Below are 22,925 nucleotides of genomic sequence, written 5' to 3' on the forward strand. Positions count from 1 at the left end.
AACGGACCTCATCACCATGGCATCATACAAAGACGTGAAGAAAGTCGTGCTCGCCTATTCCGGCGGCCTCGACACCTCGATCATCCTGAAGTGGCTGCAGACGGAGCTCGGCGCCGAAGTCGTCACCTTCACCGCCGATCTCGGCCAGGGCGAAGAGCTGGAGCCGGCGCGCAAGAAGGCCGAGATGCTCGGCATCAAGGAGATCTACATCGAGGACGTGCGCGAGGAATTCGTGCGCGATTTCGTCTTCCCGATGTTCCGCGCCAATGCCGTCTACGAGGGCGTCTATCTCTTGGGCACCTCGATCGCCCGTCCGCTGATTTCCAAGCATCTGATCGATATCGCCCGCAAGACCGGCGCGGATGCGATCGCCCATGGTGCGACCGGCAAGGGCAACGACCAGGTCCGTTTCGAGCTTTCCGCCTATGCTTTGAACCCCGATATCAAGATCATCGCGCCGTGGCGTGATTGGTCCTTCAAGAGCCGCACCGATCTGCTCGCTTTTGCCGAGCAGCATCAGATCCCGGTCGCCAAGGACAAGAAGGGCGAGGCTCCCTTCTCCGTCGACGCCAACCTGCTGCACTCCTCTTCCGAGGGCAAGGTTCTCGAAGATCCGGCGCAGGAAGCTCCTGAATATGTGCATATGCGCACGATCTCGCCGGAAGCGGCCCCCGACAAGGCGACCACCATCAAGGTCGGCTTCCGCAAGGGCGATGCCGTATCGATCAACGGTGTCGAGATGTCCCCGGCCACGCTGCTCGCCACGCTCAACAATTACGGCCGCGACAACGGCATCGGCCGCCTCGACCTCGTCGAAAACCGCTTCGTCGGCATGAAGTCGCGCGGCGTCTATGAAACGCCGGGCGGCACGATCCTGCTTTCGGCGCACCGCGCCATTGAATCGATCACCCTCGACCGCGGGGCGGCCCATCTCAAGGACGAGATCATGCCGCGCTACGCCGAGCTGATCTATTACGGCTTCTGGTTCTCGCCGGAGCGCGAGATGCTGCAGGCGCTGATCGACAAGAGCCAGGAGCATGTCGAAGGCGAAGTGACGCTGAAGCTCTACAAGGGCAACGTCATGGTCATCGGCCGCGAGAGCGCCAAGTCGCTCTATTCCGACAAGCTCGTTACCTTCGAGGACGACCAGGGCGCCTACGACCAGAAGGATGCGGCCGGCTTCATCAAGCTCAACGCGCTGCGCCTGCGCACGCTCGGCAAGCGGAACCTCGCGAAGTAATCCTGCTTCGCCCTTGAACGAATATGAGCCCGCCGGCATTTGTGCCGTGCGGGCTTTTTCGTGGGCTGAGGTGCCATGGCAGCAGTGCTGCTGCCCAGTCTGCTTGGCGCCGAGGAGCGAGTGCAGCTTACGACAAGGCGAAGATTCTCACTTCTCTTCCGATGCCTTGAAGCTCGGCCATCCGGGAGGCCGATGAGATGCCGCCGTTATGCAGGATCTCCGAAACCCGGGCGTCCCCGACGATCGCTTCCGTCGTCATGATCACATTGGGATCGGCAAGGCCTTGGACTCGGGAGGCGATGTTGACGGTCTGGCCGAAATAGTCCTGCCGATCGTTCAGGTTGACCGCGAGGCATGGCCCCTCATGGATGCCGATCTTCAGGAGAAGATCGTCGCTGCCGTGTTCGGCGTTCAGCCGGAGCATTGCTTCCCGCATCCGCAAGGCGGCCGCCACCGCGCGGTCCGGCCTCGGAAAGGTCGCCATCACGGCGTCGCCTATGGTCTTGACGACCGCTCCGGCCTCCGTGGCGACGATTTCATGAAGAACGCGGAAATGCGCCCGCACCAGATCGAAGGCGGCGAGATCTCCGACGCGCTCGTAAAGAGCGGTCGAGCCCCTCAAGTCGGTGAAGAGGAAAGTCAGGCTGGTGATCTTGAGGCGCTGGTCGACGTCGAGAGTATCGGTCCGATAAATATCCCGGAAACTCTGGTTCGTCAGCAGGCGCTTGGCCGTCAGAAAAGGCCGTCTGCGGCCGAGCAGTTCGTGCAGATCATCTCCTGCTATGCAGACGTTCGGCACGACTCGGCGATCGGTGTGGTTCTCGAGGGTGAGCCGCAGCAAGCCGGGACGCAGCGTCAGCGTCTCGTTCAGCGCATGCCCCCGGCTGATGACCATCGAGAGGTTTTGACGTTCGTCGGTCGGTTCGCCCTTCACGTCGATGAACTGTGCCGAGTGCGTGACCGCATCGAAGATGATGACGAATTGCGCCGGCAGTTGCAGTGAGACGAAAGCCTTCTCGCCCGGCGCCAGCTCGATGATCTCCAGCATGATGCGTGCGAATTTCGCTTCCAGGTTCTCCGGCAGGTCGATCCCGGAGCTGAAGAAGATTTGGCGGTAATATTCGAGCGGAGGCAGCAGATCGGGCTCGTGGGCGGCAATCCTGCGCACGCGTGGACTGACCGTGAACGTTACCTCGACCATTTCGTCGAGGGTCGGTTCATATCCGGCCGCGCAGAGCGCGCAATGGTAGGTGTCCTGGACGACCCCTTTGAGGGTTGCGCCGCTGTCCAGGACGCCGCCGCATCCTGGACAAAGGACATTCCAGGTCATCTCGAACGCGCCCATGCGCGCTGCATGGAGAAGTGCTGCGATCGTTTTCTCTTCGTCGAGATTGTGCTTCTCGGCGAAGGCGAGCGCATTGATGCGATTGAGATCGCGATCCAAACCACGCAAGACCACGTTTTCGATGCAATCGACCGTCTTCGGGTCGGCTGCCTGTCGCAATGTGGTAAAAAGCACGTCCACTTCGCTCATCAGACAAGTCTCTGTGCGCATAACCTATGGCTGATCATGCCGATACCGGCATCATAACATGGGAATTTTCCAATAGAAATCTGTAGCGCGGATGCCGCTCGCTTCCCGTCCGGCGTGGCGTCGCGGGCCGGAGGCCGTCCCCGCATGTCTGCTTCCACGTCTCATGCAGTGCAACTACTCTTGACGGACGTTCGTGATCGCTTAGTCTGCCACAATCATCCTCCGGAGCATTTCCATGACGCAGTCCCTGCTCTTCGGCGCCTTCCTGGCGGCGCTCTTCTACGTGCTCATCCCCGGACCCGCTTTCCTGCAACTGCTCGGCATCGGCGCCGGGCAGGGGCGCAAGGCCGGCGCCTTCTTCATGATGGGGCATCTGGTCGGGGATATCATCTGGTCGTCGCTGGCGCTGATCGCGATCGTCGGGGCGAAGACGATCGGAACCTTCGTCTTCGATCTGCTCGGCCTTGCCTGCGGCTTCTATCTTGCCTGGATCGGCTGGAGCGCCGTCAATGCCAAGCCGAAAGCGGACGGGCAGGCGCTCGTGATGGTCGAACGGCCGTTTCGCCGCGGCCTGATTTTCGGAGTCACCAATCCGAAGGGTTATCCGGTCGCTCTCGCCACATTCACCGCGCTGGTCGCAGGCTCGGCCGGCGCGCTCGATTTCGAGGCGCTGCCGGTGCTTCTCGGCGTGTCGTTCGTGGGTTTCGTGACCGCCGACATCATCCTGATCGGCATCATCGGCGCGGGTGCGGTACGCCGCTTCTACCGTGCGCATGAGCGGCTGATCGTGCGCACCTCAGGCGTGCTCTTCATGGGTTTTGCCGTTCAGGCGCTCTGGCACGCGACGCCCGGCCTGCTCGGCTGGCGCAGGGCCTGACCTGGAATCGAGAGCATGATACCGCTTACATTTTTCGGTATCGTGCTCTGATCAGCTATCCAAAAAGTTGACGATCGATTTCAGCGTCTGAACTTCGCCCGCATCGCCGATCGACATGGCGATCTGGAGCTGGTCCTTATAATAATCGAGAAAATTGAAGCTCGTGCCGTCGGTGACGCTGGAGAGATCGATGAGATTGCCGAGCGGATCGATCGCATGCATCGGCAGCGGTTCGGAAATCGCGGCATAGGTATTCTGGTCGATCAGGCCGCTGTCGAAGCTTTGGCGCGCGTAATTGCGCAATTCTCCAGGGCTGACCGCGGTAAAATCGAGCCCGTCATCAAGGTCGTCTTCGATCTGGAACGAGGCCGGGGCCGGAGCTCTGGTCTCGATTTCAATATCAGAGGTCTTCGAACTTTTTGCGTTATTAGGATTGTTTTTAAATAGCAAACTCTGAGAAGACCGCACAGAAAAAATTTCCATGGCGCATGTCCCCTTACAAGAAGAACACCGGGAAACTAGCGCTTGCGTCCGATTCGCGTCAATCGTTAACAAATGGTTAATTTTCGTGAGTCAAATTTTGTCCACCAGATTTTTGTGATGTCAACCGGATTTGGCGCGCGCCCGCCAGATTTGGCGTGCGAGACAAAAGGCCATTGCCGGCGACATACCAATTCTGCGGTTGCTCTCCTATATTGACCATCCATTCGCATGCCAAAAAGGATTCTCCGATGCCCTCTCCCCATGATTTCAATCCGGCGCTGGTCAAATGGGACGGCCTTCACGGCCTGCCGCGTTTCGATGCGTTGAACGACGGCGATTTTGCCGCCGCTTTCGAGGCGGCGCTTGCCGAGCATGAAAGGGAGATCGACGAGATCGCCGGAAATGCCGATGCGCCGACATTCGAGAATACGGTCGTGGCGCTGGAGATTGCGGGAGATGCGCTGTCGCGCGTCTCGGCGCTGTTCTGGAACAGGGCGGGCGCCCATACCAATGACGTCATCCAGGCGCTGGAGCGGGAGATCTCGCCGAAGATGTCGCGCCACTATTCGAAGATCGGCATGAATGCCGCGCTTTTTGCCCGCATCGATACGCTCTGGGAAAACCGCAAGAGCCTTGGCCTGACGCTCGAACAGACGCGCGTGCTGGAACGCCATTGGAAAGGTTTCGTCAAGTCGGGCGCCAAGCTTGAAAAGGCCGAACAGGAAAAGCTTGCAGCGATCAATGAAAAGCTCGCCGGCCTCGGCACGCAATTCGGCCAGAACGTGCTGGCCGACGAGACGGCCTGGGCGCTGACGCTTTCCGAGGGCGCGGAGCTCGACGGACTGCCGGAATTCCTGCGCGACGCAATGGCTGCGGCGGCACGCGAGCGCGGCGAGGAGGGTAAATATGCCGTGACGCTGTCCCGCTCGATCATCGAGCCGTTCCTGACCTTCTCGGAACGCCGTGATCTGCGCGAGCAGGCTTTCAAGGCATGGGTGGCGCGCGGCGCAAATGGCGGGACGACGGACAATCGCGCCGTCATCAAGGAAACGCTGGCCTTACGGCATGAGGTGGCGAGGCTGCTCGGCCATGGCAATTTCGCCGAGCTGAAGCTCGACAACACGATGGCCAAGACGGCCGATGCGGTGAACGGCCTATTGAAGGCCGTCTGGGCGCGGGCGGTGAAACGCGCCGGCGAGGAAGAGATCGACATTGCGGCGCTGATCGCCGAGGAGGGCCGGAACCATGAGGTGATGCCCTGGGACTGGCGCCACTACGCCGAAAAGATCCGGGCGCGGAAGTTCGATTTCTCCGAGGCCGAACTCAAGCCCTATCTGCAGCTCGAAAAAATCATCGATGCCTGCTTCGACGTGGCGGGCCGGCTGTTCGGCATCCGTGCCGTGGAGAAGAAGGGCGTGCCGGCCTATCATCCTGATGTCAGGGTTTTCGAAATCAGGGATCGCGACGACAGGCTGGTCGCGCTCTTCCTCGGCGATTATTTCGCCCGCAGTTCGAAGCGCTCAGGCGCCTGGATGAGCTCGCTGCAATCGCAGCACCGGCTGGAGCTCAAGAACGGCCGCCACGGCGAGTTGCCGATCATCTATAATGTCTGCAACTTCGCGAAGCCCGCCGAAGGCAAGCCGGCGCTGCTGTCGCTCGACGATGCCCGCACGCTGTTCCACGAATTCGGCCATGCGCTGCACGGCATGCTTTCCAATGTCACTTACCCCTCCGTTTCAGGCACCGGCGTCTCGCGCGATTTCGTCGAACTGCCCTCGCAGCTCTACGAGCACTGGCTGACGGTTCCCGCCATCCTCAAGCAATATGCCGTGCATTTCGAAACCGGGGAGCCGATGCCGCAGGTCCTGCTCGACAAGGTGCTGGCGGCGCGCACCTTCAATGCCGGCTTCAATACGGTCGAGTTCACCTCCTCGGCGTTGGTCGACATGGCGTTTCACACGCGGGAGACCGTCGAGGACCCGATGGCGGTGCAGGCCGAGGTGCTGGCCGAGATCGGCATGCCGAAATCGATCGTCATGCGGCACGCGACGCCGCATTTCCAGCACATCTTCTCCGGCGGCTATTCGGCCGGCTATTACTCCTACATGTGGTCCGAGGTGCTCGATGCCGACGCCTTTGCCGCCTTCGAGGAGACGGGAGACGCCTTCAACGGCGAAATGGCGCGCAAACTCAGGGAAAACATCTACTCCACCGGCGGGTCGGTCGATCCCGAAGATGCCTACAAGGCCTTCCGCGGCAAGCTGCCGAGCCCGGATGCGATGCTCGTCAAGAAGGGGCTTGCGACCTTCGAGGAATTGACAGGCAGCGACGCTTAAGACAGTTTGATGACATGGAGCAAAGCGGCATGGTGGCAACCATGCCGCAGCTTTCGTGTGCCACCCCCTTTCGCAATCGCAAAAAAACCGGTAAGAGCGCGCCAAACGTAAATGGCGCGTCCACTTGGCGTAGCGCCCCAGCCTCAGAGATTATGACAAATGGCACTTCGCAACATCGCGATCATCGCGCACGTTGACCATGGCAAAACGACCCTCGTTGACGAGCTTCTGAAACAGTCCGGCTCGTTCCGCGAGAACCAGCGCGTTGCAGAACGCGTGATGGACTCGAACGACCTTGAAAAGGAACGCGGCATCACCATTCTCGCCAAGGCGACCTCGGTGGAATGGAAAGGTGTCCGTATCAACATCGTCGACACCCCCGGCCACGCCGACTTCGGCGGTGAGGTCGAGCGCATTCTCTCGATGGTGGACGGCGCGATCGTTCTGGTCGATTCCTCCGAAGGACCGATGCCGCAGACCAAGTTCGTCGTCTCCAAGGCGCTGAAGGTCGGCCTTCGCCCGATCGTCGCGATCAACAAGATCGACCGTCCCGATGGCCGTCATGAAGAAGTCATCAACGAAGTCTTCGACCTCTTTGCAAATCTCGACGCGACCGACGAACAGCTCGACTTCCCGATCATGTACGGTTCGGGCCGCGACGGCTGGATGAACGTCAATCCGGAAGGCCCGAAGGATGAGGGTCTTGCTCCGCTTCTCGACCTGGTGCTCAAGCACGTTCCGGAGCCGACTGTCGAAGAAGGCCCGTTCCGCATGATCGGCACCATCCTCGAAGCCAACCCCTTCCTCGGCCGTATCATCACCGGCCGTATCGCCTCGGGCTCGATCAAGCCGAACCAGGCCGTCAAGGTTCTCGGCCAGGATGGCAAGCTGATCGAAACTGGCCGAATCTCCAAGATCCTCGCCTTCCGCGGTATCGAGCGCACGGCGATCGACGAAGCGCACGCGGGCGACATCGTCGCGATCGCCGGTCTTTCCAAGGGCACTGTCGCAGACACATTCTGCGATCCGTCCGTCTCGGAAGCCATGAAGGCGCAGCCGATCGATCCGCCGACGGTGACCATGTCCTTCATCGTCAACGACAGCCCGCTGGCCGGCACCGAAGGCGACAAGGTGACCTCACGCGTCATCCGCGATCGTCTGTTCAAGGAAGCCGAAGGCAACGTCGCCCTGAAGATCGAAGAAGCCGAAGGCAAGGATTCGTTCTACGTGTCCGGCCGCGGCGAACTTCAGCTCGCCGTTCTCATCGAGACCATGCGTCGTGAAGGTTTCGAGCTTGCCGTGTCGCGCCCGCGCGTCGTGATGCACAAGGATGAAAGCGGTCAGCTGCTGGAGCCGATCGAAGAAGTCGTCATCGACGTCGACGAAGAACATTCCGGTGTCGTCGTGCAGAAGATGTCCGAGCGCAAGGCCGAAATGGTCGAGCTGCGTCCGTCGGGCGGCAACCGTCTTCGCCTGCGTTTCTACGCACCGACGCGCGGCCTGATCGGCTACCAGTCGGAACTGCTGACGGATACGCGTGGCACGGCGATCATGAACCGCCTGTTCCACGACTACCAGCCCTACAAGGGTGTGATCGGTGGCCGGGTCAACGGCGTGCTCCTCGCCAACGCTGCCGGCGAAGCCGTCGCCTATGCGATGTTCAATTTGGAGGATCGCGGCCCGATGATCATCGAGCCGGGCGAAAAGGTCTATGCCGGTATGATCATCGGCATCCACTCGCGCGACAACGATCTTGAAGTGAACGTCCTGAAGGGCAAGCAGCTCACCAACATCCGCGCTGCGGGCAAGGACGAAGCGGTGAAGCTGACGCCGCCGATCCGCATGACGCTTGATCGTGCGCTTTCCTGGATCCAGGACGACGAGCTGATGGAAGTGACGCCGAAGAATATTCGTCTGCGCAAGATGTATCTCGACGCCAACGACCGCAAGCGTTTCGAAAAGTCGAAGGCTGCTCTCTGAGAGCGTTCTAAAGCGCGTCGCGATCTTTCAGATTCGCTCTTCGCGCTTTAGGTCTTTGTTGTTACGCATGTCGTTAACGCAAAACCGCCGCACACTTTTGCGCGACATGCTCTAATATCTCTTTTGAACCCCGGCCTTCGCGCCGGGGTTTTTTGTTGTGCGCGGCGTCGATTCCGGCTTGTGACAATCGTTAAAAAAGCGTTAAAATTTGACCATCGTCCACATGTTAAGTCTGTGGGCAATCGGCCGGAATGCGCTGTCGCATATGGTTAATTGCTCCTGGCAGGACCAGAGTAAGCGTTATGAAGACGTTGTCGATCGATGTCCGGCGGGCCGAGCCGTATGATGCCCGAGCCATTTCGGAAACCCACAGGCTCGCCTGGCAGCATACCTATGCAGGGATCATTCCGCATCGTGCGCTGACGCAGATGATCGAGCGGCGCGGTGAAAACTGGTGGCGCAAGGCAACACGCGGCCCCGCGACGCTGCTGGTTCTCGATGTTGCCGGAACGGTTGCCGGCTACGCCACGCTTGGGCTCAACCGCGCCCGCGCCCTGCCCCAGGAAGGCGAAATCTACGAGCTTTATCTTCGCCCCGAATATCAGGGCATCGGCCTCGGCAGGATGTTGTTCGGGGAGGCGAGGCGGCTCCTGAAGTCGCTCGGCTGCAACGGGCTGGTCGTCTGGTGCCTCGAGGACAACGAGAATGCCAGCCGGTTTTACCGCAGCCATGGCGGCATGGATTTCTGCGAAGGCATGGAAAATTTCGACCACAAGCAGTTGAAGAAAATCGGCTTCATCTGGAACTGAACCGCCTCGGAGGCGGTTCGCTCATCTCCTGCTAGAATTTTGATGTGGTTGCGTGTCGGCGCCATCACGCATTGGTGATCTCCAATGTTGCGTTGCCGCATGAAACCGATTAACTGGCTGCGAGCAATTCAACCTCGCAGGAGTTTCGTATGCGCATCGACGCCGTTGCAATCGGTAAGAATCCCCCTGAAGACGTCAACGTAATCGTCGAGGTTCCCGTCGGCGGCCATCCGATCAAGTATGAAATGGACAAGGAAGCCGGCACGCTCGTCGTCGACCGTTTCCTCTATACGCCTATGACCTATCCGGGCAATTACGGTTTCGTGCCGCACACGCTGTCCGAAGACGGCGACCCGATCGACGTGCTGATCGCCAGCACCCGTCCGCTCGTCCCGGGCTGCGTCATCAACGTGCGCCCGATCGGCGTCCTGAAGATGGAAGACAATTCCGGCAAGGACGAGAAGATCATCGCCGTGCCGTCGCCGAAGCTGACGCTGCGCTACGAGAAGGTGAAGGATTACACCGATCTTCCGGAGATCACGCTGAAGCAGATCGAGCACTTCTTCGAGCACTACAAGGATCTGGAGCCCGGCAAGTGGGTGAAGATCTACGGTTGGGGCGACTCCAAGGAAGCCGGCCAGCTCATCATCGAAGCCGTCGAGCGCGCCAAGAACACGAAGGGCTGATCGCTCAGCCGAAAAGTGCTTCTAGCTTTTTTGCCAAATCCTCCGGGTCGCCCTCGATCCGGAGGATTTTTTTGCGCGCCGTCTCGCCGGAGACGAGGCTGATGGAAGATTTGGGAATGCGCAGGAACCCGGCGATCAGAAGGATGAGGGCCTTGTTGGCCTTGCCCTTTTCCGGCACTGAGGTGACGCGCGCCTTCAGATGGGTTTCGCCCTCGCCATCCGCCTCGATGCCGTCAATCGCATCACGCCCGCCATTCGGCGTCAGCCGGACGGCGAGGCGCAGATGGTCGTCATGGAGGCTCCAGGGGCGGCTCAAGCGACCAGCGGGTATAGCGTAGTCCAAAGCAGGGTGCGCAGGAAGAAGATGATCAGCAGCAGGATGATCGGCGAAATATCGATGCCGCCAAGGTTCGGCAGGAAGCGGCGGATCGGCCTCAGCGCCGGTTCGGTGACATTATAGAGGAACGTGCCGACCGAATTGACGAACTGATTGCTGGAATTGATGACGTTGAAGGCGTAGAGCCAGGAAAAAATGGCGCTGGCAATCAGGATCCAGGTGTAAATATTCAAAGCCAAATCAATGGTTTGAAACAGTGCAAACATCATCGTCTCCAATTCGTTGTTGACAGAGATGTAGACATTGGCGACTAAACGGGCAAGTGCCGTGTGGAAACGCATGGTGAATCATGTTTAACGGGCGGCTTTGCAGCTATTCCGGCGCCCGTTTCCTCGGAAAACATCCATGTCGTTTTCGCCCACCGGAGACCGTTTTGCCGCGTTCCGGCATTCGTCCTACACCCGCTTCTTCTTCGCGCGTTTTCTGCTCTCCTTTTCGCAGCAGATCGTCAGCGTCGCCGTCGGCTGGCAGATGTACGACCAGACGGGCAAGGCGATCTATCTCGGGCTGATCGGGCTGGTACAGTTCCTGCCGTCGCTGCTGCTCATCCTCGTCACCGGTTCGGTGGCCGACCGGCACAATCGCCGGGCGATCGCAGCACTTTGCTCGCTGGTGAGCGCGCTCTGCACGCTGGCGCTATTGGTCATGACGGCGACCGAAACCTTCGCGCCGTGGCCGGTCTTCGGGGTGCTTCTGATCTTCGGCATCGAACGCGCCTTCATGTCGCCGGCGGTGCAGTCTCTCGCGCCCAACCTCGTGCCGGAACACGCGCTTTCCAATGCGATCGCCTGGAATTCCTCGTCCTGGCAGCTCGCCGCGATCACCGGGCCGGTGATCGGCGGCCTGCTCTACGGCATCAGCGCGACGACGGCCTATACGGTGGCGGTGGTCTTTTCCATCCTGGGTGCCGCTCTTCTCTACATGATCCCGAAGCCGGAACAGAAGACGACGGGCGAGGCCAAAAGCTGGGCGATGATCCTCGGCGGCTTCAGCTTCATCCGCGCCGAAAAAGTGGTGCTCGGGGCGATCTCGCTCGATCTCTTTGCCGTTCTGCTCGGCGGCGCCACCGCACTGATGCCGATCTTCGCCCGCGATATCCTGACGCTCGGGCCCTGGGGCCTCGGATTGCTGCGCGCCGCGCCCGGGCTTGGTGCCATCGTGATGGCGATCTTCCTGGCCGCCTATCCGCTGAAGCATCGCGCCGGTCTCTACATGTTCATCGGCGTCGCCTTGTTCGGTGTCGGAACCATCATCTTCGGCGTCTCGACCAATACCGAAGTCTCGATCGCCGCGCTCGCCCTGATGGGGGCAGCCGACATGATATCGGTCTATGTGCGGGAGAGCCTGATCGCGCTCTGGACGCCGGATCACCTGCGCGGCCGGGTCAATGCGGTCAACATGGTCTTCGTCGGCGCGTCGAACGAGCTCGGCGAATTCAGGGCAGGGACGATGGCGTCGATCTTCGGCGCGGTGCCGGCAGTCGTCATCGGCGGGGTCGGAACGCTCGTGGTCGCGGCGCTCTGGGCTTCGAGCTTCCCGAAATTACGCCGGATCGATACGCTCGACGCGCCCAGTCGATCAGCATAGCGGCGTGGCCTCGGGCCACCGCGGTTTATGCGGAGAGAGTGATCGGGGAGGCGGCTTTCGCCGCCTTGCCTTCGAAGACGATATCGAGAAATTCGGTCAGCCAGGCTTTCAGCGGCGCATCGAACAGCATGCGGCCTTCCAGATGCTCGCGGCCCTGCTGGGCGTTCGGCAGGATGAAACGATGCGCGCCATGGACGACCCAGCGATGCATCATCACCCGGGTGAGTTCGGCATGGAACTGCAGGCCCCAGGCGTTGCTGTCGTAGCGGAAGGCCTGGTTCGGATAGGCATCGCCTTCAGCGAGCAGATCGGCGCCGTGCGGCAGCTCGAAGCCTTCGCGGTGGAAATGATAGACCATCTTCGGCCAGTGCATCAGCAGCCGGCCTCTCTCCGTCGGCCGCAGCGGATACCAGCCGATCTCCGTCGAACCGTCGGCATTCGATTGCACCTTGCCGCCGAGATGATGGACCAGCATCTGCGCACCCAAGCAAATGCCGAGATAGGGGCGCTTTTCCTTGAGCGGAACCTTGATCCACTCGATCTCCTTCTTGACGAAGTCATCGGGATCATTGGCGCTCATCGGCCCGCCGAAGACGACGACGCCGGCATGATCTTCGAGCGTCGCCGGAAGCTGTTCGCCGAGAACCGGGCGCCGGATATCGAGGCGGTAGCCTTTTTCGACGAGCAACTGGCCGACGCGCCCCGGGCTCGACCGCTCCTGATGCAGGACGATGAGGATGGGGCGCCGGTCGCGGTTCGGATCTTGCTCAATCGCTGTCATCTTGCAGAACCTGAACATCGGTCACCCTGGCGGCGGCTTCCTGCCGCTTCTGGATGCGCTCGCGCGAGGAGACGCCGAGCAGGTCGGCGATCCGCCAGATCACATGGTCTTCCATCTCGCTGCGTTCGCCATCGGCATAGACGATGTCCCAGAGGACGCCGATCAGTTCCAGCCGCTGCTCCGTGTTGAGGTGGCGCTTCAGGTCGGAGGTGAAGCGATAATAGTCGACCGCGGTGCTTTCGGCTTCGAGGCCGGCGGCCATCAGGGCGTCGAGCTGTTTGCCGTCGAGCGCATATTGCTCCTTCAGGAGCTTGCGCAGCCGTTTCTTCTCGCTGGTCTTGATCTGGCCGTCGGCTTCCATGACCTGCATGCAAAGTGCCGCCACCGCAATGCGCGGATCATCCGGGGCAAAGCCCTTCTTGGAGTGATCGGACGTCAGATTGTGGAAGAATGCCTGGAAGCGTTCGAACATGCGGTTGTCGTTCCATTTCAGAAGAGGCGGAACCGTGTCCTGGGTTCCGGTTCCGCCCGGGGATCGCGAACGCCGGGATCATCAGGCAATCCGCCGAAGAAAGGCTTGGTGTCGCTCGGCGCCGGTGTTCTATCGCCGGCGGCCTGTTCTGGTTTTTGCTTTGCAGGCGCCGGCTTGGGTGCCGGCCGCACGGCCTCGGCAATGGTTGCCGCGCGTTCGAGCTCGATGATGCGATGGTCGTTGACCGGGCTTTCCGGCTTGACGTCGCGCAGCGGCGGCAGCGTCTTCAGCGCGGTTTCGATCGAGGCAGGCGCCGAACCGTCTTCGAGCGCACCCTCGATCTGGCCGAAGGGGGCTTTCCATTCGAAGGCGTCGATGCGGCCGGTCACCGGCGATACCGGCAGCCATTTGTCGGAGACGAAACCATCCGCCACCCAGGCCGGATCGCGCGGCGCCTTGAGCGCCTGGGCGAGCCAATGACGCACACGGCCCTGGTCGCCGGTTTCGGCTTCCTCGATGTCGGCGAGCAGCAGGAAGGCGGCTTCGCGCGGCTCGATGCGCGCCGCGGCTTCCGCCTTGCCGCGCGCCTTGGCGAATTCCTGCGCGTCGAGGGCCGCCTGGGCGACGACGAGAAGGGATTCGACATTGTTCGGGCGCATTCCTTCCAGCCGCTCGGCACGCTTCAGCCGGTCGAGCGTGGAATCGCCGCTCCGCGCCCTGACATAGGTGCGGCCGATCTCGGGATGCGGTCCCGCTTTCCAGGCTTGTTCGAGGATCGAGGCGGCCTTGCGCAGGCCGTTTTCGCGGAAGAGCGCCTTTGCGGCGATGAGGGCGGCCGGAATGAAATCGGCGGCGAGCTTCAGCGCCTGCAGGGCATCGTCGCGAGCCCCAGCCGGGTCGCCTTCCAGCTTCTCGCCGGCGCGCGCCGTCAGCAGGACGGCGTGCAGGCGGTTGGCCTCGGCCTTTTCGACGACCCGGGCGGCCTTCTGCTGTTCGAGCAGGCGGATCGCATCGTCCCAGCGGCCGGCCTGGCTGCGGTATTCGAGCGTCGCCTGCGCGGCCCAGGGCAGATAGGGCGCATTGTCGGCGGCCTTCTCGGCATATTGGCGGGCAGCCTCGTTGGCTCCGAGGCGGCGGGCTTCGAGATAAAGGCCGCGCAGGCCGAGTTCGCGCGTCTCGGGGTCGTTGGCCATGGCCTCGAACTTGGCGCGCGCCTCGTCATGGCGGCCTTCGATCAGGGCTGCCTGGGCATCGAGCAGGTTGATCAGCGGCTCCTGGTCGGCGCGGATCAGGCCGCGCGAACGGGCGGCCATCTTGCGGGCGAGGAGCGCATTGCCGGCGCCGGCGGCAATCAGGCCGGTCGACAGCGCCTGGTAGCCGCGATCGCGCTTGCGGGCGCGGAAATAGCGGGTCACCGAATGCGGCGAAGTCCAGATCAGACGGACGAACCACCAGACGATCATCACGGCGGCGATGAGCGCGATGATCGCGCTCACGGCGACGATCAGCTTCGTCTGGTAGATCTGGCCTTCCCATATCAGCGAAATGTCGCCGGGACGATCGGCGAACCAGGAGAAGCCATAAGCGAGAAGCAGCACGAAGAAGGCGAAGGCGACAAGTCTGATCATGGTCTCACCCCTCCTTGCCAGTGCCGGTGACCGCCTTCGACAGCGCCCCGCCGACCAGTTCCTCGACGCGGATGCGCGCTTCCAGCGACTGCTTGAAGGCGGCGGATGCCTGCTTGCCGGTAGCGGGCAGATTGTTCCATTCGGAGGACGCGCCGGGCAGATCGCCGTTCTTCACCTTGTCCTCCATGCGGGCGGCGATGGCTTCGACGCTCTCGCCTTCGATATTGCCGACGGGACGGACCGTCACCAGTGATTTCGCGCTGGCCATCAGCCGGTCCGACCAGCTCTGGTTCGGATCCGGCTGGTTGACGGCTTCGACGATCGCGGTCGCAACGTCGGGAACCTGACGCATCAGCTCGGCGCGCGAGGGAATGCCGGTCTCGGCAAAGCCGCGCAGGTCGGCGACGGCAGGATCGTCGGGCGCCACACCGGCGAAGGTGTCGAGCTCCGCAAGGAAGGGGCCGCCGCGATCGATCGCCGCCTTGAGGGCGGCTGCCGCGATCGCCTTGGCGACGGCGACATCCTCACGCGGCTCGTTGAGCTTCTTTTCGGCCTCGGCGAGGCGCTTGGCAATGTCGGCGTCGCTGCTCGTCTGCTGGTCGGAGGATTGGGCCAGCATGGAGCGCAGTTGATCGACCTGGCCGCTCAGCTCTGCAATCTTCTGGTTGAGTGCATCGACATTTGCCGAATCGGCCGGCGCGCCGGCTGCGGGAGCGCTTTTAGCCGCTTCCAGCGCGGCGATGCGCTTTTCCAGTGCGTCGTCGCCGCCGGTCGCCGGGTTGGCGGCAAGATTGGCAACGGTTTGTTTCAGCCCGTCAATCTCGCCGGAAAGGTCGGCAATCTCGGGCGAGGACATTTGTTGCGAGGAGGAGCCGGGGAGATAACCGGCATATTGAATGGCGCCTGCGCCGAGCAGGGCGACGAGGCCGCCGAAGATGCCGGCGGCGATAAGGCCTGAGGTAGCGGCGCTTTTTGGCGCGGTCTGTTCGGGGGGAGGCGTAAAGGCAGGCTCGGACGCTGCCGGCTCTTCTTGCCGGGCCTCGGTTACGGGCTCGTCTTCATATTCGGCGGGCGGCGCAGCATCCGTTTCAGACGGCGTGCCGACATCGGCGGTGGTGCTGTCGGTCTCGCCGGCTTCGTTTTCCACCGGCTTTTCGGTATCGGCTGCAGAGGCGAAATCCTGTGAATCCAAGTCGATCGTGACCGGTTCGTCGGCGCTCTTGGAATGGCGTGGCGGGTTTCCCGATACCATGAGATCCTCTTTATCCTGCATTGCAACGAAACTAGACAGTGATGCCAATTAAGGGAAGAGGTTAGATCAAATTTGGGCGGCTAAAGCATTCAAAGCAGCGACAAAAGACTTTTCTCATCCGGCATCGGCGCAATCGCCACGCTTTTTTTCAGGGGCTCCGGAACGGCTTGCGCTACCGCCTCACTGAGGCAGAGAAGGCGGATTTCGCCCCGTTCCGATAGGGCCGACCGGAGTTCGACGACGTGAAAGAAATCGTCGGCTGTCTGGCGGGAATAGAAGAGTATGGCGCCGGGGCCAGGCCCTGAGAAAATCGCTTCTATCTCGGCGGGATGGGGAGCGACCGGCTGCATGAGGTAACATTCGGTGACGGAAAAGCGGATGCCATGTTCACGCAATCCTGCTTCGAAGGTTTCGGCGCGCGGTATGCCCGCAAGATAGAGCAAACCGTCCGCTCCCTGCGCCGCGACGAGCTCGGCGAGATCGCGGCCGTTGCCCGAGGATGAGGAAACGGATTGAAAGCCGAGGCTCTTCGCCTCTTTGGCCGTCGTCTCCCCGACCGCGAAAAGCGGGCGGGCAAGATGCGGGCGAAGTGCCTCGCCGAGGGCGGAAACGACCCGGATGGCTTCGGCGCTGGTCACTGCGATCGCGCCGCTGGTGGCTGCAAGCGCCTGTGCGGCGACGGCGCTGTCGTGCAGCGGCTGGCGCAGCGGCAGCAGTACGGGCTCGTGGCCCATATCGCGCAAACGTTGTGCGGTTCTCGCCGCCGAATGCGCGGGGCGGGTGACGAGCACGCGCATGGCCGCTCTAGTGCCAGTCGTCGAAAAAGGCGCTGCCGGCTCTTGCGCGCACGTCCTGGCCGGCGCGGGTGCCGAGGGCTGCCGCATCACGGCGGTGGCCGTCGATCGTCACCGCATGCTGGCTGCGGCCGTCGGGCGTGATGATGAGGCCGGAGAAGCGGATAAGGTCGCCTTCGCAGACGGCGTAACCACCGATCGGCGTGCGGCAGGAGCCGTCGAGAGCGGCGAGGAAGGCGCGTTCGCACGAAACTGTGTCGAAGGTCGTGATATCGTTTATCGGCGCCAGCAGATCGTCGATCCGAGTGTCGCCGATGCGGCTTTCGATGCAGATCGCCCCTTGCGCCGGCGCCGGCGGGAAGGTGTCGGGGTCGAGGATATCTGTAATTACGTCGACCTTGCCGAGGCGTTTCAGGCCGGCCAGCGCCAGCAGCGTCGCGTCCACCTGGCCCTCTTCGAGCTTGCGCAGGCGCGTTTCCACGAGGCCGCGGAAGGTGATGACGTTGATATCCGGCCGCATGCGGCGGATCAGCGCCTGGCGGCGGAGCGAGGAGGAGCCGACGGTGGCGCCATGCGGCAGGTCGATCAGTTTGGGCGCGGTGCGGCCGACGACGGCGTCGCGGATATCCTCGCGCGGTAGGTAGGCGGAGAGATGAAGTCCATCCGGCAGGTGCGTCGGCATGTCCTTGGTGGAGTGCACGGCAAGATCCAGCTCGCCTGATGCAAGCTTCTGTTCGAGCTCCTCGGTAAAGAGGCCCTTGCCGCCGATCTCGGCGAGCGACCGGTCGGTGATGCGGTCGCCCTTCGTCGTCAGCACCACGATTTCGAACATCTCTTCAGGCAGGTTATGCGCCGCCATCAGCCTGTCGCGGGCCTCATGCGCCTGGGCAAGCGCCAGCGGGCTGCCTCGCGTGCCGATCCGGAAAGGTTTTGTTTGCATCCGCTCTAATCCGTTGTTACCGGAGTTCTCGTAAACGGGTTTCCGCCCTATCGCAATCAACGAACAGGCCCAATGGTTCCCTTTCTGCGCATCCTTGGCATCGAAACGAGCTGTGACGAGACCGCCGCGGCCGTCGTCGAGCGCGATGCGGAGGGGCATTCCAAGATACTCTCCGACGTGGTGCTTTCCCAGCTCGACGAGCATAGCGCCTATGGCGGCGTGGTGCCGGAGATCGCCGCGCGCGCCCATGTCGAAGCGCTGGACGAATTGATCGAGGAGGCGTTGAAGCGCGCCAATGTGTCGCTCAACGATGTCGACGCCATCGCCGCCACTTCGGGGCCGGGGCTGATCGGCGGGCTGCTCGTGGGGTTGATGACCGGCAAGGCGATCGCCAGGGCCGCCGGCAAGCCGCTCTATGCGGTCAACCATCTCGAAGGTCATGCGCTGACGGCGCGGCTGACGGACGGACTTTCCTTTCCCTATCTGATGCTGCTCGTCTCGGGCGGCCATACCCAGCTGATCCTGGTGCGCGGCGTCGGGCAATATGAACGCTGGGGCACGACGATCGACGATGCGCTCGGCGAGGCCTTCGACAAGACGGCAAAGCTGCTCGGCCTGCCCTATCCCGGTGGCCCGGCGGTAGAGCGGATGGCGCGGGACGGCAATCCCGACCGTTTCAATTTTCCGCGCCCGCTCGTCGGCGAGGCGCGGCTTGATTTTTCCTTCTCCGGCCTGAAGACGGCCGTGCGGCAGGCTGCACAGGAGATCGCGCCGCTCAGCGATCAGGACGTCTCGGATATCTGCGCCTCGCTCCAGAAGGCGATTTCGCGCACGCTGAAGGACCGCATCGGCCGCGGCCTGCAGCGATTCAAGACGGAATTTCCTGCCGCCGGCGAAAAGCCGGCGCTCGTCGTTGCCGGCGGTGTCGCCGCCAATCTCGAATTGCGCGGCACGCTGCAGGCGCTCTGCGACAAGAACGGCTTCCGCTTCATTGCGCCGCCGCTCAGCCTCTGCACCGACAATGCCGTGATGATCGCCTGGGCGGGACTGGAGCGCATGGCGACGGGCGTTCAGCCCGATGCGCTCGACGTGCAGCCGCGTTCGCGCTGGCCGCTCGATTCCAAGGCGGAGACGTTGATCGGGTTCGGAAAAAGAGGGGCCAAGGCATGAGCGAAAAGATCGCCGTCGTCGGATCGGGGGCTTTCGGAACGGCGCTCGCCGCCGTCATCGCCCTTGCCGGGCGAAGTGCTGTGACACTGGTCGGGCGCGATCCGGCGCTGATTGCGGATCTGAAGAACGAACGGCTGCATGACGCGGTGCTGCCCGGCATCCCGCTGCCGGAGTCGCTTGAATTTTCCGCCGAGGCGGATGCGATCAGCGGCGCCTCGATCGTGCTCTTTGCGATGCCGTCGCAGGCGCAAGCCGATGCGGCGCGACAATACGGCCCTTATCTTGCGAAGGATGCGATCGTCGTTACCTGCGCCAAGGGCATCGAGCGGGCAACGGGCAATCTCTTGACCGACATGCTGGAACGGGAACTGCCGGACCATCCCATCGCCGTGCTCTCCGGTCCGGGTTTTGCCGCCGATATCGCCAAGGGGCTGCCGACGGCAATGGCGATTGCGGCGGCGGATACGGAGACGGCGGAGCGGCTTGCGCAGGCGATATCAGGCCGGACCTTCCGGCTTTATGCCTCCGACGACCGCATCGGCGTCCAGCTTGGCGGCGCGCTCAAGAATGTGCTGGCGATCGCCTGCGGCATCGTCGAAGGCGGAGGCATCGGCGACTCCGCGCGTGCGGCGCTGATTGCGCGCGGACTTGCGGAGATGTCACGTTTCGTCGTCGCCAAGGGCGGGAAGGCGGATACGGTGCGCGGGCTTTCCGGTCTCGGCGATCTGGTGCTGACGGGAACGAGCCATCAGTCGCGCAACCTGCGTTTCGGCATTGCGCTCGGGCGCGGCGAAAAAGCCGATGCTCTGCAGGGCTCGCTGGTGGAAGGCGCGCTCGCCGCCTCCGTTGCCTCGCGGCTTGCGGCGGAGCTTGCGATCAGCATGCCGATCACCGACGCCGTTTCCGCCATCATCGACGGCAGTCTCGATATATCGGATGCCATCGAGCAGCTGATGACGCGTCCAATCACCACCGAATAGGAGAACAGACTTGCTTTTCGCCCTTCTCTGCAAAGACAAGCCGGGACATCTGAACGTGCGCATGGAGACGCGGCCGACGCATCTCGATTATCTCAACAAGCTCAATGCCGAGGGCAAGCTCGCCATCGCCGGTCCCTTCCTCGACGACGAGGGCAAGGCTTGCGGCAGCCTCGTCATCGTCAAGGCGGAGACCGCGCAAGAGGCAAAGGCGCTCGCCGATGCCGACCCCTATGCCCAGGCCGGGCTGTTCGAAAGCGTCGAGATCAAGGCCTACAACTGGGTCTTCAACAAGCCGGAGGCGTAAGCATGGCGCACTGGCTCTATAAATCCGAACCCGCCTCCTGGTCCTGGGAGCAGCAGAAGGCTGCCGGCGAAAAGGGCACGGAATGGACCGGCGTGCGCAACTATCTCGCGCGCAACAACATGCGCGCGATGCAGATCGGCGACAAGGGTTTCTTCTACCACTCCAATGACGGGCTGGAGATCGTCGGCATCGTCGAAGTCTGTGCATTGTCGCATCCGGACTCCACCGCCAAGGGCGACCCGAAGTGGGATTGCGTCGATATCCGCGCCGTCATGGACATGCCGAAGCCGGTGACGCTGAAGGACGTCAAAGCGAGCGAGACGCTTGCCAAGATGTCTCTCGTCACTTCGATGCGGCTTTCGGTGCAGCCTGTGACGGAGGAAGAATATCTCGAAGTTTGCCGCATGGGCGGGCTGGACAATCCGCCGCGTTGAAAACCGATCCCGAAGCCTTCATCCGCGCCAATACCAGCCTGACGGCGCCGCCGCATGTGCCGGAGATTTCGCTCCATCTGGCGAGCGAAGCGCATGAACTCTGGCTGAAGACGGAAGAAGAGCTGGAAGCGATCGGCCTGCCGCCGCCCTTCTGGGCTTTCGCCTGGGCGGGCGGGCAGGGACTGGCGCGCTACATCCTCGATCATCCGGAAACGGTGCGCGGCCAGCGCGTCTTGGATTTTGCCAGCGGTTCCGGCCTTGTCGGTATCGCGGCCGTCTTGGCCGGCGCCCGCGAGGTCACGGCGGTCGATATCGACCCCTGGGCGGAGACGGCGATCCGGCTGAATGCCGGGATCAACAGGGTTTCGCTGGAATTTACCGGCGCGGATCTGGTCGGACAGGCCGTCGATGCGGATATCGTGCTTGCGGGCGATGTCTTTTATGACCGTGCTTTCGCCGACGCGCTCATTCCCTGGTTCACGCGGCTGGCCGCGGAGGGCAAACTGGTTCTGGTCGGGGACCCGGGGCGAAGCTACCTGCCTCGGGAGCGGCTGGAATTCTGCGCGGCCTATCAAGTGCCGGTGACGCGGGCGCTGGAAGACAGCGAGGTCAAGAAGACGACGGTCTGGCGCTTTGGTTCCTAAGGTCTGATGACGCAGACATTGGCCTCGTAGGCGCAAGGATCGTCCTGGACGGCGACGTCGATGACCTTCGCCTTAGGTGCCATCGGCTCGGGCCGTGGCGCCGGATAGAAGCCATAGCCATTGCCGCCGACATAGGTTCCGCCTTCGACCTGATAGACGTAGGAGGAGCCGGAATAGGTGCCGCCCTGGTCCCAAACCGGCGCCTGGGGCGCGAGGATGACGAGATTGCCGCGGGCAACGCGGTTTGTTGCCCCCGACGAAAACCGCGTCAGCATCGGCATCCTGTTCCTGCCGGCCCGGCGGCCGTAGGTGTGGTCGAAACGGATGCCGCGATCGCGCCAGCTCACACGTTCGCCGAGAAGCAGCCCGCGGTGGAGCGCGTGGCGATGGCCGGCAAAGCGATCATCATGACGGCGTTCTCCCGCTGCGGCGGGAAGCGCGGCAAGTGCTGCAAGTGCAAGCAAGGCGACTGCGGTCAGACTGCGAGACATAGCGCCGGCTCCGGAATTCCAATCGTTAACAAATCGTTAACGCCAGATTGCGCCAAAAACGGCAGCTTGTCCATTCGCCGGGAAAGAGCGGCATAAATATTGAGTACAAAAGGCTAGTTTGGATGAGCCGCAAACTTCGCGGTAACCCGAATCGATTAAATTAAATGCAGACAGCGATTGTGCTTGTCGTCTGGCTTTTCGGTGAGTAAACGTCGCAATTGATGCAACGCACACAGAGAATTTTGTCATTCGTGTGGTTGACTGAGCATGCTCCGAAATCCGGGAGCGCAGAGAAGCCGCCGCGAGGTTCTGATGGCGAACGTGACAAATAACCGGCCCCTGTCGCCGCATTTGCAAATTTATAAACCTATTCCCACCATGGTCATGTCCATCGTTCACCGCATTACCGGCGGTGCGCTCTATGTCGGCACGTTGCTCGTCGCCTGGTGGCTGATCGCGGCTGCAAGCGGCCAGGGCTCCTACGATTGGGCCAACTGGGTGCTCGGCAGCCTGATCGGCAAGCTCGTGCTGCTCGGTTATACCTGGGCCTTGCTGCACCACATGCTCGGCGGCTTCCGCCATCTCATGTGGGACCTCGGCTATGGTTTCGAGAAGGAATTTTCGACCAAGCTTGCCATCGCCAACGTCATCGGGTCGCTCTGTCTGACCGTTCTGGTCTGGGTGATCGGCTTCCTCATTCGCTTCTGAAGGTCCTCTCATGGATATGCGCACCCCCCTCGGCAAGGTTCGCGGGCTCGGCTCCGCCAAGGACGGCACGGACCATTTCTGGCGCCAGCGGCTGACGGCCGTCGCCAACATCCCGCTCATCCTCTTCTTCGTCATCTTCATGATCGCCTATGCGGGCGCGCCCTATGCGGATGTGGTTCGCGCGCTGTCGAACCCGTTCGTCGCCGTCGTCATGGGGCTGATGGTGATCTCAGGCGTCATTCATATGAAGCTCGGAATGCAGGTCATCATCGAGGATTACGTGCACGGCGAGTTCGGCAAGGTCGCTCTGCTGATGCTGAACACGTTCTTCGCGATCCTGATCGCCGGCCTCTGTCTCTTCGCCATTCTGAAAATCGCATTCGTAGGATAAGCTCGTC

The 22,925-nt window shown here is 62.1% G+C and carries 25 protein-coding genes; 14 read left to right on the plus strand and 11 right to left on the minus strand.

The features are described from left to right. The first annotated feature begins 16 nt into the window (after positions 1-16). Entirely contained in the window at positions 17-1,240 is a 1,224-nt protein-coding gene (locus tag QD408_RS18225; protein WP_088682212.1) for an argininosuccinate synthase, read from the plus strand. 127 nt (positions 1,241-1,367) lie between these two features. On the opposite strand, the gene QD408_RS18230 is transcribed toward QD408_RS18225, so the two are convergent. Further along, positions 1,368-2,774: an adenylate/guanylate cyclase domain-containing protein gene (locus tag QD408_RS18230; protein WP_088682166.1), complete on the minus strand. Its 1,407-nt coding sequence runs from the start codon at positions 2,772-2,774 to the stop codon at positions 1,368-1,370. A 235-nt stretch (positions 2,775-3,009) separates the two neighbouring features. Here QD408_RS18230 and QD408_RS18235 point away from each other — a divergent pair, with 235 nt between their 5' ends. Further along, on the plus strand, positions 3,010-3,651 hold the full coding sequence (locus QD408_RS18235; protein ID WP_088682165.1) for a LysE family translocator: 642 nt from the start codon (positions 3,010-3,012) through the stop codon (positions 3,649-3,651). Between the two features lie 51 nt (positions 3,652-3,702). Here QD408_RS18235 and QD408_RS18240 read toward each other — a convergent pair whose 3' ends face one another. Next, positions 3,703-4,134, minus strand: a complete 432-nt coding sequence (locus QD408_RS18240; RefSeq protein ID WP_088682164.1) for a hypothetical protein — start codon at positions 4,132-4,134, stop codon at positions 3,703-3,705. A gap of 248 nt (positions 4,135-4,382) precedes the next feature. Here QD408_RS18240 and QD408_RS18245 point away from each other — a divergent pair, with 248 nt between their 5' ends. The 4 genes from QD408_RS18245 (at position 4,383) to ppa (ending at position 9,945) form a co-directional block, all read left to right on the plus strand. After that, on the plus strand, positions 4,383-6,470 hold the full coding sequence (locus QD408_RS18245; RefSeq protein WP_414140258.1) for a M3 family metallopeptidase: 2,088 nt from the start codon (positions 4,383-4,385) through the stop codon (positions 6,468-6,470). A gap of 159 nt (positions 6,471-6,629) precedes the next feature. Continuing rightward, positions 6,630-8,450 carry a translational GTPase TypA gene (gene typA, locus QD408_RS18250; RefSeq protein WP_088682163.1) on the plus strand — a complete coding sequence of 607 codons (1,821 nt, stop codon included), beginning with the start codon at positions 6,630-6,632 and terminating at the stop codon, positions 8,448-8,450. Between the two features lie 302 nt (positions 8,451-8,752). Further along, on the plus strand, positions 8,753-9,259 hold the full coding sequence (locus QD408_RS18255; protein ID WP_414140259.1) for an N-acetyltransferase family protein: 507 nt from the start codon (positions 8,753-8,755) through the stop codon (positions 9,257-9,259). A 149-nt stretch (positions 9,260-9,408) separates the two neighbouring features. After that, positions 9,409-9,945 (plus strand): inorganic diphosphatase, encoded by a 537-nt coding sequence (gene ppa / locus QD408_RS18260; RefSeq protein ID WP_088682162.1) that lies wholly within the window; start codon positions 9,409-9,411, stop codon positions 9,943-9,945. 4 nt (positions 9,946-9,949) lie between these two features. Here the strand turns inward: ppa and QD408_RS18265 are convergent, their stop codons facing one another. Together QD408_RS18265 and QD408_RS18270 are read right to left on the minus strand one after the other, a co-directional pair. Next, positions 9,950-10,261: a DUF167 domain-containing protein gene (locus QD408_RS18265; RefSeq protein WP_414140260.1), complete on the minus strand. Its 312-nt coding sequence runs from the start codon at positions 10,259-10,261 to the stop codon at positions 9,950-9,952. Beyond that, positions 10,258-10,548: a YggT family protein gene (locus QD408_RS18270; protein WP_088682210.1), complete on the minus strand. Its 291-nt coding sequence runs from the start codon at positions 10,546-10,548 to the stop codon at positions 10,258-10,260. The genes QD408_RS18265 and QD408_RS18270 overlap by 4 nt, the downstream gene beginning before the upstream one ends. 139 nt (positions 10,549-10,687) lie before the next feature. On the opposite strand from QD408_RS18270, the gene QD408_RS18275 reads away from it, so the two are divergent. Further along, complete coding sequence (locus QD408_RS18275) at positions 10,688-11,929, plus strand: MFS transporter (protein ID WP_414140261.1); 1,242 nt, start codon at positions 10,688-10,690, stop codon at positions 11,927-11,929. A gap of 25 nt (positions 11,930-11,954) precedes the next feature. On the opposite strand, the gene QD408_RS18280 is transcribed toward QD408_RS18275, so the two are convergent. From QD408_RS18280 to hemC, 6 genes are all read right to left on the minus strand, one after another. Continuing rightward, complete coding sequence (locus QD408_RS18280; protein ID WP_414140262.1) at positions 11,955-12,710, minus strand: glutamine amidotransferase; 756 nt, start codon at positions 12,708-12,710, stop codon at positions 11,955-11,957. Continuing rightward, a complete protein-coding gene (locus QD408_RS18285) occupies positions 12,697-13,182 on the minus strand; it encodes a TerB family tellurite resistance protein (protein WP_088682158.1) in 486 nt (161 codons plus the stop codon). The genes QD408_RS18280 and QD408_RS18285 overlap by 14 nt, the downstream gene beginning before the upstream one ends. A 17-nt stretch (positions 13,183-13,199) precedes the next feature. Continuing rightward, positions 13,200-14,810, minus strand: a complete 1,611-nt coding sequence (locus QD408_RS18290) for a heme biosynthesis protein HemY (protein WP_414140263.1) — start codon at positions 14,808-14,810, stop codon at positions 13,200-13,202. Between the two features lie 4 nt (positions 14,811-14,814). Continuing rightward, positions 14,815-16,083: a hypothetical protein gene (locus QD408_RS18295; RefSeq protein ID WP_414140264.1), complete on the minus strand. Its 1,269-nt coding sequence runs from the start codon at positions 16,081-16,083 to the stop codon at positions 14,815-14,817. 68 nt (positions 16,084-16,151) lie between these two features. Continuing rightward, positions 16,152-16,859, minus strand: coding sequence for a uroporphyrinogen-III synthase (locus tag QD408_RS18300; RefSeq protein ID WP_414140265.1), 708 nt, complete (start codon positions 16,857-16,859; stop codon positions 16,152-16,154). Between the two features lie 7 nt (positions 16,860-16,866). Next, positions 16,867-17,796, minus strand: coding sequence for a hydroxymethylbilane synthase (gene hemC, locus QD408_RS18305; RefSeq protein WP_088682154.1), 930 nt, complete (start codon positions 17,794-17,796; stop codon positions 16,867-16,869). Positions 17,797-17,868: 72 nt separating this feature from the next. On the opposite strand from hemC, the gene tsaD reads away from it, so the two are divergent. The 5 genes from tsaD to QD408_RS18330 are packed head-to-tail and all read left to right on the plus strand — an operon-like array spanning position 17,869 to position 21,328. Further along, the gene (gene tsaD / locus QD408_RS18310) at positions 17,869-18,966 is read left to right on the plus strand and encodes a tRNA (adenosine(37)-N6)-threonylcarbamoyltransferase complex transferase subunit TsaD (protein WP_414140266.1); all 1,098 of its coding nucleotides are present in this window, start codon (positions 17,869-17,871) and stop codon (positions 18,964-18,966) included. Continuing rightward, entirely contained in the window at positions 18,963-19,946 is a 984-nt protein-coding gene (locus QD408_RS18315; RefSeq protein WP_414140267.1) for an NAD(P)H-dependent glycerol-3-phosphate dehydrogenase, read from the plus strand. Before tsaD ends, QD408_RS18315 begins: the two co-directional genes overlap by 4 nt. 10 nt (positions 19,947-19,956) lie before the next feature. Then, complete coding sequence (locus tag QD408_RS18320; RefSeq protein WP_088682151.1) at positions 19,957-20,250, plus strand: YciI-like protein; 294 nt, start codon at positions 19,957-19,959, stop codon at positions 20,248-20,250. 2 nt (positions 20,251-20,252) lie between these two features. Further along, positions 20,253-20,684, plus strand: a complete 432-nt coding sequence (locus tag QD408_RS18325; RefSeq protein WP_414140268.1) for an EVE domain-containing protein — start codon at positions 20,253-20,255, stop codon at positions 20,682-20,684. Next, positions 20,681-21,328, plus strand: a complete 648-nt coding sequence (locus QD408_RS18330) for a class I SAM-dependent methyltransferase (RefSeq protein ID WP_414140269.1) — start codon at positions 20,681-20,683, stop codon at positions 21,326-21,328. The genes QD408_RS18325 and QD408_RS18330 overlap by 4 nt, the downstream gene beginning before the upstream one ends. On the opposite strand, the gene QD408_RS18335 is transcribed toward QD408_RS18330, so the two are convergent. Next, the gene (locus QD408_RS18335) at positions 21,325-21,819 is read right to left on the minus strand and encodes a hypothetical protein (protein WP_414140270.1); all 495 of its coding nucleotides are present in this window, start codon (positions 21,817-21,819) and stop codon (positions 21,325-21,327) included. The genes QD408_RS18330 and QD408_RS18335 overlap by 4 nt on opposite strands. A 312-nt stretch (positions 21,820-22,131) precedes the next feature. Here QD408_RS18335 and sdhC point away from each other — a divergent pair, with 312 nt between their 5' ends. Further along, a complete protein-coding gene (gene sdhC / locus QD408_RS18340; RefSeq protein WP_088682147.1) occupies positions 22,132-22,527 on the plus strand; it encodes a succinate dehydrogenase, cytochrome b556 subunit in 396 nt (131 codons plus the stop codon). Positions 22,528-22,537: 10 nt separating this feature from the next. Then, a complete protein-coding gene (gene sdhD, locus QD408_RS18345; protein WP_088682146.1) occupies positions 22,538-22,918 on the plus strand; it encodes a succinate dehydrogenase, hydrophobic membrane anchor protein in 381 nt (126 codons plus the stop codon). Positions 22,919-22,925: the final 7 nt, after the last annotated feature.

This window comes from Rhizobium sp. BR 249, assembly GCF_047445895.1.
In the GTDB taxonomy this organism is placed as follows: domain Bacteria; phylum Pseudomonadota; class Alphaproteobacteria; order Rhizobiales; family Rhizobiaceae; genus Rhizobium.

Bases quoted from the DNA above. Each gene is read 5' to 3' on its own strand.
- QD408_RS18285 (WP_088682158.1), bottom strand. From the start codon at position 13,182: ATGTTCGAACGCTTCCAGGCATTCTTCCACAATCTGACGTCCGATCAC.
- QD408_RS18245 (WP_414140258.1), top strand. From the start codon at position 4,383: ATGCCCTCTCCCCATGATTTCAATCCGGCGCTGGTCAAATGGGACGGC.
- QD408_RS18300 (WP_414140265.1), bottom strand. From the start codon at position 16,859: ATGCGCGTGCTCGTCACCCGCCCCGCGCATTCGGCGGCGAGAACCGCA.
- QD408_RS18235 (WP_088682165.1), top strand. From the start codon at position 3,010: ATGACGCAGTCCCTGCTCTTCGGCGCCTTCCTGGCGGCGCTCTTCTAC.
- QD408_RS18295 (WP_414140264.1), bottom strand. From the start codon at position 16,083: ATGCAGGATAAAGAGGATCTCATGGTATCGGGAAACCCGCCACGCCAT.
- QD408_RS18315 (WP_414140267.1), top strand. From the start codon at position 18,963: ATGAGCGAAAAGATCGCCGTCGTCGGATCGGGGGCTTTCGGAACGGCG.
- QD408_RS18280 (WP_414140262.1), bottom strand. From the start codon at position 12,710: ATGACAGCGATTGAGCAAGATCCGAACCGCGACCGGCGCCCCATCCTC.
- QD408_RS18225 (WP_088682212.1), top strand. From the start codon at position 17: ATGGCATCATACAAAGACGTGAAGAAAGTCGTGCTCGCCTATTCCGGC.
- QD408_RS18275 (WP_414140261.1), top strand. From the start codon at position 10,688: ATGTCGTTTTCGCCCACCGGAGACCGTTTTGCCGCGTTCCGGCATTCG.
- QD408_RS18255 (WP_414140259.1), top strand. From the start codon at position 8,753: ATGAAGACGTTGTCGATCGATGTCCGGCGGGCCGAGCCGTATGATGCC.
- QD408_RS18270 (WP_088682210.1), bottom strand. From the start codon at position 10,548: ATGTTTGCACTGTTTCAAACCATTGATTTGGCTTTGAATATTTACACC.
- typA (WP_088682163.1), top strand. From the start codon at position 6,630: ATGGCACTTCGCAACATCGCGATCATCGCGCACGTTGACCATGGCAAA.
- QD408_RS18325 (WP_414140268.1), top strand. From the start codon at position 20,253: ATGGCGCACTGGCTCTATAAATCCGAACCCGCCTCCTGGTCCTGGGAG.
- QD408_RS18335 (WP_414140270.1), bottom strand. From the start codon at position 21,819: ATGTCTCGCAGTCTGACCGCAGTCGCCTTGCTTGCACTTGCAGCACTT.
- QD408_RS18290 (WP_414140263.1), bottom strand. From the start codon at position 14,810: ATGATCAGACTTGTCGCCTTCGCCTTCTTCGTGCTGCTTCTCGCTTAT.
- sdhD (WP_088682146.1), top strand. From the start codon at position 22,538: ATGGATATGCGCACCCCCCTCGGCAAGGTTCGCGGGCTCGGCTCCGCC.
- hemC (WP_088682154.1), bottom strand. From the start codon at position 17,796: ATGCAAACAAAACCTTTCCGGATCGGCACGCGAGGCAGCCCGCTGGCG.
- QD408_RS18240 (WP_088682164.1), bottom strand. From the start codon at position 4,134: ATGGAAATTTTTTCTGTGCGGTCTTCTCAGAGTTTGCTATTTAAAAAC.
- tsaD (WP_414140266.1), top strand. From the start codon at position 17,869: ATGGTTCCCTTTCTGCGCATCCTTGGCATCGAAACGAGCTGTGACGAG.
- QD408_RS18230 (WP_088682166.1), bottom strand. From the start codon at position 2,774: ATGAGCGAAGTGGACGTGCTTTTTACCACATTGCGACAGGCAGCCGAC.
- ppa (WP_088682162.1), top strand. From the start codon at position 9,409: ATGCGCATCGACGCCGTTGCAATCGGTAAGAATCCCCCTGAAGACGTC.
- sdhC (WP_088682147.1), top strand. From the start codon at position 22,132: ATGGCGAACGTGACAAATAACCGGCCCCTGTCGCCGCATTTGCAAATT.